A 14,916-nucleotide genomic window follows, 5' to 3' on the forward strand; every position below is an offset into this window, starting at 1 on the left:
GTCAGTCGATCTGCCGGCGGAACGGCGGCAAGGCATTGAGGATGGCCTTGCCGTAGCGTTGGGTCACCACACGGCGATCCAGCAACGTGATGGTGCCGCGGTCGGCCTCGGTGCGCAGCAGGCGGCCGCAGGCCTGCACCAGGCGCAGCGAGGCATCCGGTACGGCGATTTCCATGAAGGGATTGCCGCCACGCGCCTCGATCCACTCGGCCAGCGCCGCTTCCACCGGATCATCCGGCACGGCAAAGGGTATCTTGGCGATCACCACGTGCTCGCAGTAGGCACCCGGCAGATCGACACCTTCGGCGAAACTGGCCAGGCCGAACAGCACGCTTTCCTCACCTGAATCGACGCGTGCCTTGTGCTTGTTCAGGGTCTCCTGCTTGGACAGGTTGCCCTGGATGAACACCCGTTTGCGCCAGTCGCGATCCAGGCCGTCGAACACGTCCTGCATCTGCTTGCGCGAGGAAAACAGCACCAGCGTGCCGCGACTGCCGGCCACAAGGTTCGGCAGCTCGCGGATGATGGCCGCCGTGTGCGCAGCCGCCTCGCGCGGGTCGGCCTTCAGATCCGGTACCCGCAGCAAGCCGGCATCGGCATGATGGAAGGGGCTTGGCACTATCGCCGCGACCGCCACCTTGGGCAACCCGGCACGCATGCGATAGCGATCGAAGGTGCCCAGCGCGGTCAGGGTCGCAGACGTCACCAAGCAGCCATGGGCAACATTCCACAGGTTGCGGCGCAAGGTCTCGGCGGCGAGGATCGGGCTGGCGTTGACCTCGATGTCGAACAGCGCACCGCTCTCGGCCAGGGTCAGCCAGCGCGCCATGGGCGGGCTTTCCTCGGGGTCTTCAGCGGTGAAAGCCAGCCACAGCTCCCAGTTGCCCTTGGCTCGCGCCATCAGGCTGCCGAACAGCGGATACCACTCCTCGGCCTGGTGGCTGGCGATACCCACGGCGCCCTCGCCGTCCATGGCCTCCTTGAGCAGCTCGGTAACGCCGGTGAACAGGTCATTGAGCTTGGAGAAGCCCTTCTTCAGCTCCAGCCCCAACTCAGTCAGGTGCTCCGGCACCACACCGCCGACGAAGCGGTGACGCGGGCGCTCGCGGCCTTCCATGTCTTCGCCGGCCTTGAAGTCGGCGATTTCTTCGCAGGCGGTGAACATGAACTGCTGCTGGGTCTTGAGCTCGCGGGCCAGCTCCGGCACCTGTTCGATCAGGCGGCCGAGATCGCCCGGCAACGGGTTCTGCGCCAGCAGCTTGGTCAGGTTCTTGTCGATCTGGGTCAGCCAGTCGGCGGTGGAACGCAGGCGAGTGAAATGGGCGAAGTGGCCGATGGCCTTGTCCGGAAGGTGATGGCCCTCGTCGAACACATAGATGGTCTCGCGCGGGTCAGGCAGTACTGCGCCGCCGCCGAGCGCGAGGTCGGCTAGCACCATGTCGTGGTTGGTGACGATCACGTCGACCTTGCCCATGCCCTCGCGCGCCTTGTAGAAGGCGCACTGCTGGAAATTCGGGCAGTGGCGGTTGGTGCACTGGCTATGGTCAGTGGTCAGTTGCGCCCAGCTCACGTCCTCCAGTTCCTCCGGCCAGCTGTCACGGTCGCCATCCCATTTATTGCCGGCGAGCTTCTCGATCATCGCGGTGAACAGCTTCTGACCCTGTTCATCCACATCGATGCGAAAACCTTCTTCCTCGAACAACTGCGCGGTGGCGCTCTGCGCGGCGCCGTCCTGCAGCAGGTGGTCAAGCTTGGACAGGCACAGGTAGCGGCCACGACCCTTGGCCAGGGCGAAGCTGAAGTTCAGGCCGCTGTTGCGCAACAGATCCGGCAGATCCTTGTGCACGATCTGCTCCTGCAGGGCGACCGTCGCGGTGGCGATCACCAGACGCTTGCCGGCAGCCTTGGCCGTGGGAATGGTGGCCAGGCTGTAAGCCACCGTCTTACCGGTACCGGTGCCCGCCTCGACCGCGACCACGGCCGGATCACCCAGACGTTTGCCCTCGTCATCGGTCTTGATGGTGCCGAGCACCTTGGCGATCTCGGCGATCATCAAGCGCTGGCCATAGCGCGGCTTGAGCGACTTGGCCTCGAGAAAGCGCGAATAGGCGCCCTGGATCTGGGACTTGAGTTCGGTACTGAGCATGGATTCTGAAACGAAAAAGGCTGGATAAATTTTCAGTATTCGCGGAGCGGCCGCTATCATAGCGCGCCTGTCGATCTGGCGCTGAGTCGCGTGCCAATCGAATGAACCGACCTGCCAAACGGCCCCCTGGAGATACCGCATGACACCCTACGCACCACTCTATGCGCTACACCTGCTGGCCGCCGTCGTATGGGTTGGCGGGATGTTCTTCGCCTGGATAATCCTGCGCCCGGCGGCGGTGGACATACTGGAGCCGCCAGCACGCCTGCGCCTATGGCTGAGTGTGTTCAAACGTTTCTTCGTTTGGGTCTGGGGAGCGGTGGCAGTCCTGCCCCTGACTGGCATCGGCATGCTGCACATGAGCTATGCCGGTTTCGATGCCGCACCGCGCTATGTGCACATCATGATGGGCTTGTACCTGGTGATGCTCGCCCTGTTCCTGCGTATTCAAGCACTGCAGCTACCGGAGCTGCGGCGCGCCGTTGAGAGCGAGAACTGGCCGGCAGGCGGTGAGATGCTGGGGCGAATTCGCAGGCTGGTCGGCAGCAACCTGCTGATCGGCCTGGCACTGATGACGCTGGCGGCCATGCGCCCGGTATTCTGACTGCTGCTGCCTGGCGAACCCAGGCAGCAGCGATGATTCAGAAACGGAAGACCTGCACGGCACCACTGCGGCCCGCCGCACCTTCGCGCCCAGGCTGGCCAGGCTTGCCATCGGCCGCACCCTCTACGCCGTAGAGCAGGCAGCCCTTGGCAGCGCCCCCACGACCGGGGCGCCCCGCCGAACCGGCGGCACCACCCGCGCCGCCATCGAGCAATACCTGCATGCGCTCGACCTCGACATGGTGCGGCACCTCCAGCACCACGCTACCGCCTGCAGCACCTTCATGCCCATCGGTGCCGTCCTGACCATCGTGGCCAGCACTGGCCTGACCCCAGGTGCAACCACCCGGCTGCCCATGCGCGCCATCGAGCCCGGCATAACCCGGTCTGCCCTGACCACCACGCACATCGAGAGTCAAGGATTCGAATGTCAGCTTGTGCAGCTTGAGCTTGATCTCCCGCCCAGCCGTGGCTGGCCGGGTGTAAGTACCAGCGGCACCTTTGGCGCTGATCCAGGCGCCCGGGCCGATATTGGCGTCCTCTACCACCAGTCGCAGTGGCTGATCGCTGGGCGCAACGCCAATATGCGCGTCGCGGCCCATCAGCAACTCACCGATATGCAACTCGGTCACCGTTGCCGGGATCATCAGGGTCGCCTGATCCGCCACTTCCAGCCGTTCGAGCTGCAGGCTGCTACTGGCGACCGGCAAACGCATCAGCGTATTGGACGCCACCGTGACCTGCGTAGCGGCCAACGACGGACCTGCGAACAGGCAGAGCAACAGAGCGAGACTACGCATGAGCCGCCTCCTCAAGCACTGTAGCAGCAGCGCTTTCAGGCCCTTGCTCGGTCTTCAGCGGATAGAGGTGAAAAATGCCGAACAGCAGGACCTGTACACGATCCAGCCAGGGGTTGGCCCGCGCCGCCACAAGGCTGGAAAACAGCCATAACTGCGCGACGTGCAAGAACGCCAGAAAACCCGCCAGCAGGTAAACGAGCTGTTCGAAAGGGGCCTCCAAACGCTTGCTCAAGGCGGCCCCGAAGACCAGCCAGAAGATCAAGGCCAACGCCTTGCCCATTCTCAACAATGCTTTCATCCCCGCCCTCGTGCAGCGCTTTTTCTAGTTAGCGCTGCACGTTACCCCCTCACCACCGGGACTGCCATAGCGACGACAGTTTTTTCATGACTTTGTTTGACGCACGCAAACTCCAGAAGCAGGCTCGAACAGTCCCACTCAGACCTTGCCACAGAACATCCCCTGGGCACGCGCCTCCCCGTGCAGCCGGAGTCGTACACACAAAAAAGCCCGGCCGGTAGAAACCGGTCGTGCCTTTGTGGATAACGCCTTGCCAGGCTTGAGCGAACGCCTTACGGCTGAGCTTCGACCTCAGCTTCAACCCGGCGGTTGATGGCACGGCCTTCAGCAGTGGCGTTGTCAGCAACCGGACGGCTCTCACCATAGCCAACCGCCTGAACGCGGCCGGACTCTACACCGTACTGGTTGACCAGTACCTCGCGAACGGCATTGGCGCGGCGCTCGGACAGACCCTGGTTGTAGGCATCGCTGCCCACGGAGTCGGTGTGACCTTCAACCACGGTGCTGGTCTGCGGGTACTGTTTCATGAAGTCGGCCAGCGCTTTGATATCGCCGTAGCTTTCCTGCTTGACCTGGGCCTTGTCGAAGTCGAACTTGACGTCCAGTTCGACGCGGACAGCTTCAGCCGGCTCGGCAACGGCAACTTCCTCGACCATGACCTCTTCTTCGACAACGGCAACCTGCTGAGCTTCGGCGCCATGCACCCAGCAATAGGCCGCAGCCATGCCGGCGCCTACCAGCGCACCACCGCCCGCCCAGGTAGAACTTTCGATTGCCCCTAATGCAGCACCACCAACACCGCCTACCGCCGCGCAGGTGGGCCAGTCGGTCTTCTGCAAGCCGGCGCAGCCGGTCAGCATGGTACTAGCCAGAATCAGGGGTACTGCGTTCCTTGTGATACTCATACTTTAGGTCTCCAATGTTCATCGGCCCATAACCGACTCGATAGTAGTAAAGACAGGAGTTGTACAATCCGCCAGCTATAGCAGCTTCTGCGGATAATTTTCTCTCACTCTAGGCCAGATACCGACACCACGTTAGTCTTTGCAAACTTTTCGAGGAAGTTCGATGACCGCCAGCCTTAGCACCCGTACTCCACAGCAGGCCATTGCGGCACTGCTTGCCCGCTACAACCCCGAGAAACTGCTGTTGCTCGGGGCAAGCGAACTACCCGCAGTCAACGCCTTTAGCGACGCTCACCCGCAGTGTCAGATCACCACTGCACCCGCGGCTCCCCTGGCGCCGGAACTGGCCGCACAGCGCTTCGACCTGGCAATTCTGATCGACTGTCTGGAGCACTTACCCAAACGCGAAGGACTGCAACTACTGGGTGGCATTCGCAACCTCAACGCCAGCAGGGTCGGCGTGTTGCTCGACCTCAAGGCAGGTGATTGGCAGGAAACCGACTTTTTCGCCCTGGCCATGCAAGCCAGTGAACAGTTCCAGCGCGAGGGACAGACCCTGCATCTGTTCACCTACGATCTGCTCGATTACAAGCAAGTTCCTGACTGGTTGAACGCAAAGTTCTGGGCCAACCCGGAAAATTTCGGCAAGTACTGGTGGTAGAGCGATGAACCCTCTCGACTCCAATTGTCCGTGTGGTAGCGGCAATCCACTGAGCCAGTGCTGCGGTCATTATCATGCCGGCACCCACGCCCCCAGCGCGGAACGGCTGATGCGTTCTCGTTACAGCGCCTATGTGCTGGGCCTGGTGGATTATCTGATAGCCACCACCCTACCCGCTCAACAGCAGGCGCTCGACCGTGAGGCCATGGCCGCCTGGAGCGCCCAGAGCACCTGGCTGGGCCTGGAAGTTGAGGGTGGCGAGGTGTTCGGCGGCAAGCCGGAGCACGCGCAGGTCACCTTCATCGCCCGCTGGCATGACGCACAAGGCGAGCATCGGCATCGCGAATGCTCCGCCTTCGTGCAGGTAGCAGAGCGCTGGTATTTCCTCGATCCGACAGTGCCCCTGAAAGCTGGGCGCAATGATCCCTGCCCCTGCCAGGGTGGGCAGAAATTCAAGAAGTGCTGCGCACCGTATCTGCACGGCTGACACGCATCACAGATGAAAACGCCGTGACAGCCTGCACCACTCACGGCACTTGCCTGCTGGACGATCAGTCCAGCAGTTTCAGGTGCGAGGTATCCGGTGCTGCCGCAGGTGTCGAGGACGTGGCCTGGCCCATATCACTGCCGACCGGCGCCAGCGTGAATTGCGACAGGTCCACCGCCGGTGCAGCCACGTCAGGCCGGGCATCCTGTAGATCGCTGCCCACCGGAGCGATGCCGAAATCCGGTGCATCGACATCGCTGAAGGCCGCCATGTATTCATCGCGCGGAGCAATCTGCAGGCGACCGGCCCTGGCGGCAGGGGCAGTCACCACGGCAGGAGGCGGCTCGACAGGTGGCGGCGGTGCGAGCTCGACCTCCTCGATCAGCACGTCCATATCGACCACCTCCACCCGCGCACCGGCGCGCTCCAGCGTTGCCCGGTACTTCTCCGCCCCGGCCGCATCGAGGTTGTTCTTGATCACGATGCGGCGCCCGGAGAACAACTGGGCAATACGCTGAGCATCAGCCTGGAACAGCTTGGCCAGATTGGCCTTGACCAGCTCCGGTTGGGCGCCCGGCACCAGCTGCCCGGAGAAGGCGATCTCATAGCGACTCATGGTCACACTCCTGTCCTATTCGCCGCTCAGTATGGCGCAGGTTCTTTTGCACTGACACTGCAGACGTCTCATTCACGCCTCATCGATTACCGACAGACCGCGACCGGCACGCTATCGCCTTGAAAATAATGGTTGTACCCCATTGCAGCCAAGCGCTTGCTTGTTACACTGGGCCGCAACGGGGGTATGAAATGCTTTCTCAGGCGCAAATGATAAGAATTACCATCCTACTGATGTTTTTAGGCCTGCTTTCAGGCCTGACAGGATGTTCCACCTGGGTAACAGGTAGCTTCAAGGATCCGGACGTCCAACTCATCAACGTTGACGTGGTCAAGGCCAGGCTGCTCGAGCAGGAGTTTCGCCTGCGCTTTCGAATCGACAATCCCAATGGCGTCAGCCTGCCGGTACGCGGGCTGGACTATAACGTCCAGCTCAACGGCATCCAGCTCGCCGAAGGCTATTCCAACGAGTGGTTCACCGTACCCGCCCACGGCCACTACACTTTCGAGGTGCTGGTACGTACCAACCTCTGGCGTCATGTCCGACAGATCGTCAAGGCACTGGAAAAACCCGACGTGCCCATTCGCTACAGCCTCCGAGGTGAAGTAAAAACCGGCATGCTGTTTGGCCGTAGCGTGCATATGGCGCGCAATGGCGAGATAATTCCCGGCGATTTCATCCCCGAATAACCTGTGCGAGTGACACCATGAGCAACCAACCCCACGTCCACGGCCCCGACTGCAACCATGATCACGATCATCACGATCACGGCCATGTACATGGCCCGCACTGCAACCATGGCCATCAGGAGCCGGTACGCAACGCACTGAAGGATGTCGGCCGTAACGACCCTTGCCCATGCGGCAGCGAGAAGAAGTTCAAGAAGTGCCACGGCGCCTGACTCGCGCATGGGCACCATGACCCTAATCCTGCTTGGCGGCCTGCTGCTGATCGCCGTGCTGGCCGCCTATGCCTGGCACCTGTGGCGCCGCGTGTGGGCCACCCAGCGCGCCCGTGATGAAGCGCAACAGGAGCGCCAGCAGCGTCTCGGTGGCGACCTGAGCATCCTCGCCAGCAGCCTGCTCGACGAGCAGTTGCCGCTGATCGAAGGCGCCATTCGCATCAAGGTGCTGCTCGATAACTATGACAGTGCCCTGAGCAATGACAGCCGCTGCCAGGTGTTCCATCTGCTTTTCGAAGCCACCGCCGAAGTGCCTACCCATGCAGCCTGGAAGGCTCTGGACAAGACCGAACGGCGCCGCTTCGAAAAACGCTTCAACGAGCTGGAACTGCAGCACAAGGCCGCCGCACGCAGCGCCGCGCGCTGGTTACTCGATGAAGGGCTGAAGAAGCCTCAAACGAGCGTCTGAGGCCTCTTGCCAGGCTTCACTGGCCTCATTAACTTGGCGCCTTTGTGGCCGGTCATTGCGCGACCGGCCTCGACCGTCCGCACACCAAGGAAATTCGCCATGCGCGCGCTGGCCTGCCTGACTCTTGCCGCCTCTCTGACCAGCCTCGCCGGCTGCCAGTCCCTGCTCAACAGCCGTTATGCCGACAGCGTGCCGCCCACGCGTGGCGTCGAGCGCATTCAGGGCGTGGCCGAAAGTGCGTCGGTGCGGCGTAACGCCCTGGGCATGCCGCTGATCGAGTCGAGCACCTTCCACGATGCCCTCTTTACCCTCGGTTATGTGCATGCTGGTGACCGCCTCAGCCAGATGGTCGGCATGCGCCTGCTGGCCCAGGGCCGCCTGGCCGAGATGGCCGGCCCTGGCGTGCTGGAAATGGACCGTTTCATGCGCGCGGTCAACCTGAAAAAGAGCGCAGAAATCCTCTACGCCGATGCCTCACCGCGCCTGAAGCGCTTCTTTGAGGTTTATTCGCGTGGCGTCAACGCCTATATGTTCCGCTATCGCAACCGCCTGCCGATGGATCTGGCCGAGTCCGGTTACCGCCCCGAGTACTGGAAGCCCGAGGACTCGGTACTGCTGTTCTGCCTGCTGAATTTCGGCCTGGCAGTGAACCTGCAGGAAGAGATCGCCGCACTGACCATGGCCCAGCAGGTGGGTGCCGACAAGCTGCCCTGGCTGCTGCCGATCTACCCGGACGAGCCGCTGCCTTTTGCTGAAGCAGAAAAACTCGCCGGCCTCGACCTCAAGGGCCAGCTGCCAGGCCTGCAGGCAATTTCCCGCACTGCAGCGCAGATCGCCGACCAGCACATGCTCGGCGTTGCTGCCTCGAACAACTGGGCCATCGCCCCGCAGCGCAGCCGTGGCGGCAAGAGCCTGCTGGCCAACGACACGCACCTGCCGCTGAGCATGCCTTCGCTGTGGAATTTCGTGCAGATTCGCTCGCCCAAGTACCAGGCTGCTGGCATCTCGCTGGCCGGCGTGCCGGCCATTGTGGCCGGCTACAACGGCAAGCTGGCCTGGGGCATGACCATGGTCATGGGCGACAATCAGGACATCTACCTGGAGCGCATCAAGCGCGAAGGCAGTCGTCTGATGTATCAGGCCAACGGCACGTGGCTGCCAGTGATGGAGCGCCAGGAAACCTTTTTCATCAAGGGCCAACGCCCGATTCGTGAAACCCTCTATGAAACCCGCAACGGGCCGCTGCTCAACTCGGTACTGGGCGAACGCAAGCATATGCTGCAGCCCCTGGTGCTGCAGAGCGGCTACGGCCTGGCGCTGAAAACCACCCAGTTCGAGCGTGACCAGAGCCTCGACGCCTTCTTCGACCTGTCGCGAGCACAGTCGGTGGACCAGGCCTTCGAGGCGACGCGGGAGATCCGCGCCATGCCGCTGAACATCGTCTTCGCCGACGCCCAGCATATCGGCTGGCAGGTCACCGGGCGCTACCCGAATCGCCGCGAAGGTCGTGGCCTGCTGCCCTCCCCCGGCTGGGACGAGCGCTACGCCTGGGACGGCTTCGCTGACCCGATGCTGCACCCTTATGATCAGGACCCGCCGCAAGGCTGGCTGGGCACCGCCAACGAACGCAGCGTGCCGCCCGGTTACGGCATGCAACTGTCCAGCTCCTGGTACTACCCGGAACGCGCCGAACGCATCGCCGAGCTGGCCGGCAATGGCCGTCACGATGGCCGCAGCATGATCGCCATGCAGTACGACCAGACCTCACCCTTTGTCGCCAAACTGCAGGCCATGTTCAATGACCCGGCCATGCACGACTCGCTGCGCCAGGCCATCGCGGCCCTGCCGGCTGACCAGCGCGCACGTGCCGATGAAGCCCTGAAGCGCCTGCTGGCGTTCGACGGCAAGCTTGCCGCCAGTTCGGCCGATGCCGCCATCTACGGCGCCTTCCTGCATGAAAGCGCACGGCAGATCTTCCTCGACGAACTGGGCCCGGAAGACAGCCCGGCCTGGCAGGCGCTAGTGCAAGCCGCCAACACCTCCTACTCGGCGCAGGCCGACCACCTGCTCGGCCGTGCCGACAGCCCCTTCTGGAATGACATCCGCACGCCAGAGCAGGAAGACAAACCGACTATCCTCGCGCGCAGCCTGGCCGCCAGCATCGAGCTGCTGGAGAGCCGATTGGGCGCCGAGCGTCGCAACTGGCAATGGGGCAAGCTGCACACCTATGAGTGGGTGACCGACACCACGCGCATGGCGCCTTACATGAGCGCCAGCCAGCGCAGCAGCATCAACGCCTTGAAAGGTTATCTGGATCGCGGCCCCTATCCGGCCGGGGGCGACCACAGCACGCTGAACGTCTCTGCCTACGCCTGGGGCCAGGACTTCAATACCTTCCTCATCCCGGCCATGCGTATCGTGGTGGATTTTGCCGCCGACGAGCCGTTGGTCGGCGTCAACAGCGCAGGGCAGTCGGGCAACCCAGCCAGCCCACACTACGCCGACGGCATCGAGGCATGGCTCAAGGGCGGCTACATGAGCTTCCCGTTCAAGGCGGAAAATCTGGACAAGGTCTATGGCAACCAGCGCCTGTTGCTGATGCCGGCCAAGTAATGACCGTTCGTCGGGCGGCGCTGAACCTTTGCCTCAGCGCCCCACTCTGAATATTCGACTTACTCCATAGATCATCGTTTTAAGGCGCCCTTGGCGCCTTTTCTTTTGCCCGAAGAAAAAGATGGCTTTTTTCCATCACCGAATGGAACTTCTCGGACAAAGCAGGTTCAGAGACTATGCATCGATTGAAATGCTCCCCTGGCGCCTCTGGCGCCTATTTTTTTGCCTGCAATTCAGAGAACGCCTGCTAAGCCAGCAGGCTGCGGTCGAAGATAAACGCCTCACCCGCGTGCGGGCTATGCGCCAGCAGATTCTGCGGCCGCCCCATCTTCGGGTAATTCTTCTCGCCGGTATCACTGATCCAGCCTTGCGCCTTCATCCGCTCCAGCCTCCCGCGCAAGGTGGTATGTTGCACAGGCTCCCCCAGACACCCCTGAAATGCCGTCAGCGCATCGGTCACGGTGAATCGCGGTGCCAGCAGGTACAGCGGCAGCGAGCTGTAGACCGACTTGCCCCGCAGCCGTTCAGCCGCCAGACGCACCAACTGCGTGTGGTCGAACGGCAATGCCTGTTCCCCTGCAATGACGCCCGCCAACTCGACGAACCGCAGGTTTTCATCCTGTGGCTCCGCATCAGACGCCAACAGCGCCAGATAGCAGGTGCTCAGCGACCAGCCGCGCGGATCGCGCACACCATTACCAACTGTCGCCACCTGCTCCAGATACTGCGGTTGCAGGCGCGCCTTGTCGGCCAGTGCACGGGCAGCGGCGGCGTCCAGGCTGGCATCGGCACAACGGCCGTTGACCAGCACGCCCGGCAGCGCCCATTGCCCAGCGTAAGGTTCACGCTGGCGACGCAACAGAAGCACCTGTAGCGTCCCCTCCTCGCTCAGACGCAAAGCGACGATATCTACCCCGGCCAGCACCTCAACTGCACTCATCCTGTTGCTTGCTCCCTCATGTACTTATTTCATCTTGACCAATAACTCATATTTTTTCACGCAGGATTTGGCGAAAACACCTGACTACATATTTCATCAGATGAAATATGTAGTCACTCACCCAAGAGAGGGAGGCGCACCATGAAGATCGCCAGCTTCGACGTCGACGCTCAGAAAGGCTTTACCCCACTGTGCCCCAACGAGCTACCGGTGCCCGAGGGCGACACCATCGTCCCGGCGCTGAACCAACTGGCCGCACGCGCCCAGCTGCGCATCGGCAGCAAGGATGCCCATAGCCCGCAAGCGGCCTGGGTCGTCGACAAACACGATGAGATGTTGCGCCCCCTGCCGCTGGCCAATGCAGACCTGACCTGGGTCAGCCACTGCGTGCCTGGTACGCCCGGCTTCGAACTGCTCGATGACCTGCCCGCGCCGCTGGATTACGACTACTTCGTATGGAAAGGCGTCGAACCGGATCTGCACCCCTACGGTGCCTGCTATCACGACCTGGCCGAGAAGCGCAGCACGGGCGTGATCGAGTTTCTCCGGCAAAATGACGTCGACCTCGTTCTGGTCGGCGGCCTGGCCCTGGACTACTGCGTCAAGACCACCGCCCTGCAGCTGCGCCGCGCCGGCTTCGAGGTGATCGTGCATCTGCCGGCCTGCCGAGCCATTGCCAGCGAAACGGCCGAAACCGCCTGCATCGCCATGCGCGAACAGGGCATCACACTTGCCACCAGCCTGGAACAGCTGGATGACACCCTCGCCAAGGAGAACCTGCGATGAGCGAGAGCATCTTCGCCGAGCGCACCGTGCAGAACCTGCTGGACACCGACTTCTACAAGCTGACCATGATGCAGGCGGTGCTGCACAACTACCCCAACGCCGAAGTGGAATGGGAGTTCCGCTGCCGCAGCAGCGAGGATCTGACGCCCTACCTGGCCGAGATTCGCTACCAGATCGAACGTCTCAGCGAGCTGAGTCTAAGCGTCGACCAGCTCGCCTTTCTCGACAGCATTCCCTTCATCAAGCCCGACTTCATCCGCTTTCTGAGTTTGTTCCGCTTCAACCTGCGCTACGTGCACACCAGCATCGAAGACGGCCAGTTGAACATCCGCCTGCGCGGTCCCTGGCTGCACGTGATCCTCTTCGAAGTACCGCTGCTGGCCATCGTCAGCGAAGTGCGCAACCGCTATCGCTACCGCGAAGTGCTGCTCGAACAGGCCGCCGAGCGCCTGTACGAGAAGCTCGATTGGCTCAAGGCCGAAGCCTCGCCGAGCGAACTGGCCGGCTTCCAGCTGGCTGATTTCGGTACTCGCCGGCGCTTCTCTTACCGCGTGCAGGAGCAGGCGGTGCATATCCTTAAGCGCGACTTCCCCGGGCGTTTCGTCGGTACCAGCAACGTGCACCTGGCCCGCGAATTCGACCTCAAGCCCATTGGCACCATGGCCCACGAATGGTTGATGGCGCACCAGCAACTCGGCCCGCGCCTGATCGACAGCCAGATCGCCGCACTCGACTGCTGGGTGCGCGAATACCGCGGGTTACTTGGCATCGCCCTGACCGACTGCATCACCATGGATGCCTTCCTGGCCGATTTCGACCTGTATTTCGCCAAGCTCTTCGACGGCCTGCGCCATGACTCCGGCGACCCACTGGTATGGGCGGAAAAAGCCATCGCCCACTACGAGAAACTCGGCATCGACCCCAGAAGCAAGACCCTGGTGTTCTCCGACGGGCTCGACCTGCCCAAGTCGCTGCAGCTCTACCGTGCACTTTCCGGGCGAATCCACGTAAGCTTCGGCATCGGCACCAACCTGACCTGCGACATCCCTGGCGTCACTCCGATGAACATCGTGATCAAGATGACCGCCTGCAATGGTCAGCCGGTGGCGAAGATTTCCGATACGCCTGGCAAGACCCAATGCCGCGACGAGAATTTCGTCAGTTACCTGAAACACGTCTTTCGCGTGACCCAGTGAGGACCCAGACATGAGCAACCGCCAAGCCGAAATCGCCGCCGCCCTCGACGTCGTGCCGCCGTTCGCCGATGAGGTAGCGCTGAGCGCCGAAATCGAACGGCGCAAGACCTTTATCAAGAACACCCTGAAGAATTCCGGCCTCAAGGTACTGGTGCTGGGCATCAGCGGTGGCGTCGACTCGACCACGGCCGGGCGTCTGGCCCAACTTTCGGTCGAAGAGCTGCGTGCAGAGACCGGCGATGCGGGCTATCGCTTCATTGCCGTACGCCTGCCACACAACACCCAGCATGACGAGCACGACGCCCAGGCCTCGCTGAACTTCATCCGCGCTGACGAGAACACCACGGTCAACATTGCCGACAGCGTCAACGGCCTGGTCCAGCAGGTCAGCCACCTGCAACAGTTGAGCGACGCCCGCCGCGACTTCGTGATCGGCAACATCAAGGCACGCATCCGCATGGTCGCCCAGTTCGCCATCGCCAATGCCAACAACGGCCTGGTGATCGGCACCGATCATGCCGCCGAGGCGGTCATGGGCTTCTTCACCAAATTCGGTGATGGCGCCTGCGACCTGGCCCCGCTGTCTGGCCTGGTGAAGAAACAGGTACGCGCCATCGCCGCACACCTGGGAGCACCGCAGCATCTGGTGATGAAAACGCCGACTGCCGATCTGGAAGAATTGCGCCCGGGCAAACCGGACGAGGAAGCCCATGGCGTGACCTATGCCGAGATCGACGCCTTCCTGCATGGTGAGACCGTCAGCGTCGAGGCCTATGCCACCATCGTGCGCACCTACGACGCCACCCGCCACAAGCGCGAGCTGCCGCTGGTGCCTTGATCGCAGAGGGCAGAAACGAAGAAGCCGGGCAATGCCCGGCTTCTTCGCATCAGGAGGTTCGATCAGGCCTTGGGCAGGGTTACACCGGTCTGCCCCTGGTACTTGCCACCGCGATCGCGATAGGACACCTCACAGGCCTCGTCGGACTGCAGGAACAGCATCTGCGCCACACCTTCGTTGGCATAGATCTTCGCCGGCAGGTTGGTGGTATTGGAGAACTCCAGGGTCACGTGACCTTCCCACTCCGGCTCCAGCGGCGTGACGTTGACGATGATGCCGCAACGCGCATAGGTGCTCTTGCCCAGGCAGATGGTCAACACGTCACGCGGAATACGGAAGTATTCGACGGTACGGGCCAGGGCAAATGAGTTAGGCGGAATGATGCAAACGTCGCTCTTGATGTCGACGAAGCTCTTCTCATCGAAATTCTTCGGGTCGACGATGGCCGAATGGATGTTGGTGAACACCTTGAATTCATCAGCGCAGCGTACGTCGTAGCCGTAGCTGGAAACGCCATAGGAGATGACGCGACTGTCGTCGGCACCGCGTACCTGGCGCTCGACGTAGGGCTCGATCATGCCGTGTTCCTGGGCCATGCGGCGAATCCACTTGTCCGATTTGATGCTCATGGCGAGGTGTCCTGAGTGGGCTATTGCA

Annotated in this window: 17 protein-coding genes; 10 read left to right on the plus strand and 7 right to left on the minus strand. The window is 62.2% G+C overall.

Annotation, left to right across the window (positions count from 1 at the left end; all coding sequences use genetic code 11):
- Position 1: 1 nt before the first annotated feature.
- Complete coding sequence (dinG, locus tag N5J71_RS07600; protein WP_279916617.1) at positions 2–2,146, minus strand: ATP-dependent DNA helicase DinG; 2,145 nt, start codon at positions 2,144–2,146, stop codon at positions 2–4.
- Between the two features lie 139 nt (positions 2,147–2,285).
- On the opposite strand from dinG, the gene N5J71_RS07605 reads away from it, so the two are divergent.
- On the plus strand, positions 2,286–2,750 hold the full coding sequence (locus N5J71_RS07605) for a CopD family protein (RefSeq protein WP_279916618.1): 465 nt from the start codon (positions 2,286–2,288) through the stop codon (positions 2,748–2,750).
- 37 nt (positions 2,751–2,787) lie between these two features.
- On the opposite strand, the gene N5J71_RS07610 is transcribed toward N5J71_RS07605, so the two are convergent.
- The 3 genes from N5J71_RS07610 to N5J71_RS22500 form a co-directional block, all read right to left on the minus strand.
- On the minus strand, positions 2,788–3,549 hold the full coding sequence (locus tag N5J71_RS07610) for a collagen pro alpha-chain precursor (RefSeq protein ID WP_084341331.1): 762 nt from the start codon (positions 3,547–3,549) through the stop codon (positions 2,788–2,790).
- Positions 3,542–3,847, minus strand: coding sequence for a DUF1145 domain-containing protein (locus N5J71_RS07615; RefSeq protein ID WP_279916619.1), 306 nt, complete (start codon positions 3,845–3,847; stop codon positions 3,542–3,544). Before N5J71_RS07615 ends, N5J71_RS07610 begins: the two co-directional genes overlap by 8 nt.
- Positions 3,848–4,119: 272 nt before the next feature.
- A complete protein-coding gene (locus N5J71_RS22500; RefSeq protein WP_024307393.1) occupies positions 4,120–4,752 on the minus strand; it encodes an OmpA family protein in 633 nt (210 codons plus the stop codon).
- Between the two features lie 163 nt (positions 4,753–4,915).
- Between N5J71_RS22500 and N5J71_RS07625 the strand changes: the two genes are divergently transcribed.
- Together N5J71_RS07625 and N5J71_RS07630 are read left to right on the plus strand one after the other, a co-directional pair.
- Positions 4,916–5,413 carry a DUF6231 family protein gene (locus N5J71_RS07625; protein ID WP_279916620.1) on the plus strand — a complete coding sequence of 166 codons (498 nt, stop codon included), beginning with the start codon at positions 4,916–4,918 and terminating at the stop codon, positions 5,411–5,413.
- A gap of 4 nt (positions 5,414–5,417) precedes the next feature.
- A complete protein-coding gene (locus N5J71_RS07630) occupies positions 5,418–5,900 on the plus strand; it encodes a YchJ family protein (protein WP_279916621.1) in 483 nt (160 codons plus the stop codon).
- A gap of 64 nt (positions 5,901–5,964) precedes the next feature.
- Here N5J71_RS07630 and N5J71_RS07635 read toward each other — a convergent pair whose 3' ends face one another.
- Positions 5,965–6,516 (minus strand): hypothetical protein, encoded by a 552-nt coding sequence (locus tag N5J71_RS07635; RefSeq protein WP_279916622.1) that lies wholly within the window; start codon positions 6,514–6,516, stop codon positions 5,965–5,967.
- Between the two features lie 191 nt (positions 6,517–6,707).
- On the opposite strand from N5J71_RS07635, the gene N5J71_RS07640 reads away from it, so the two are divergent.
- From N5J71_RS07640 to N5J71_RS07655, 4 genes are all read left to right on the plus strand, one after another.
- On the plus strand, positions 6,708–7,205 hold the full coding sequence (locus tag N5J71_RS07640) for an LEA/WHy family protein (protein WP_279916623.1): 498 nt from the start codon (positions 6,708–6,710) through the stop codon (positions 7,203–7,205).
- 17 nt (positions 7,206–7,222) lie between these two features.
- A complete protein-coding gene (locus tag N5J71_RS07645; RefSeq protein WP_147810524.1) occupies positions 7,223–7,417 on the plus strand; it encodes an SEC-C metal-binding domain-containing protein in 195 nt (64 codons plus the stop codon).
- 7 nt (positions 7,418–7,424) lie between these two features.
- Positions 7,425–7,886 (plus strand): DUF2489 domain-containing protein, encoded by a 462-nt coding sequence (locus tag N5J71_RS07650; RefSeq protein WP_279916624.1) that lies wholly within the window; start codon positions 7,425–7,427, stop codon positions 7,884–7,886.
- 99 nt (positions 7,887–7,985) lie between these two features.
- Positions 7,986–10,499, plus strand: a complete 2,514-nt coding sequence (locus N5J71_RS07655) for a penicillin acylase family protein (RefSeq protein ID WP_279916625.1) — start codon at positions 7,986–7,988, stop codon at positions 10,497–10,499.
- 247 nt (positions 10,500–10,746) lie between these two features.
- On the opposite strand, the gene N5J71_RS07660 is transcribed toward N5J71_RS07655, so the two are convergent.
- Positions 10,747–11,439 carry an NUDIX hydrolase gene (locus N5J71_RS07660; RefSeq protein WP_084341337.1) on the minus strand — a complete coding sequence of 231 codons (693 nt, stop codon included), beginning with the start codon at positions 11,437–11,439 and terminating at the stop codon, positions 10,747–10,749.
- 141 nt (positions 11,440–11,580) lie between these two features.
- On the opposite strand from N5J71_RS07660, the gene N5J71_RS07665 reads away from it, so the two are divergent.
- The 3 genes from N5J71_RS07665 to nadE are packed head-to-tail and all read left to right on the plus strand — an operon-like array spanning position 11,581 to position 14,259.
- On the plus strand, positions 11,581–12,225 hold the full coding sequence (locus tag N5J71_RS07665) for a nicotinamidase (protein ID WP_084341338.1): 645 nt from the start codon (positions 11,581–11,583) through the stop codon (positions 12,223–12,225).
- Positions 12,222–13,421 (plus strand): nicotinate phosphoribosyltransferase, encoded by a 1,200-nt coding sequence (gene pncB, locus N5J71_RS07670; RefSeq protein ID WP_128579694.1) that lies wholly within the window; start codon positions 12,222–12,224, stop codon positions 13,419–13,421. Before N5J71_RS07665 ends, pncB begins: the two co-directional genes overlap by 4 nt.
- 10 nt (positions 13,422–13,431) lie before the next feature.
- Entirely contained in the window at positions 13,432–14,259 is an 828-nt protein-coding gene (nadE, locus tag N5J71_RS07675; protein WP_206408558.1) for an NAD(+) synthase, read from the plus strand.
- Between the two features lie 62 nt (positions 14,260–14,321).
- On the opposite strand, the gene dcd is transcribed toward nadE, so the two are convergent.
- Complete coding sequence (gene dcd / locus N5J71_RS07680) at positions 14,322–14,888, minus strand: dCTP deaminase (protein ID WP_004423764.1); 567 nt, start codon at positions 14,886–14,888, stop codon at positions 14,322–14,324.
- Between the last annotated feature and the right edge of the window lie 28 nt (positions 14,889–14,916).

Origin of the sequence: Ectopseudomonas oleovorans, from assembly GCF_029845265.1 — a bacterium.
Lineage (GTDB): Bacteria > Pseudomonadota > Gammaproteobacteria > Pseudomonadales > Pseudomonadaceae > Aquipseudomonas > Aquipseudomonas oleovorans.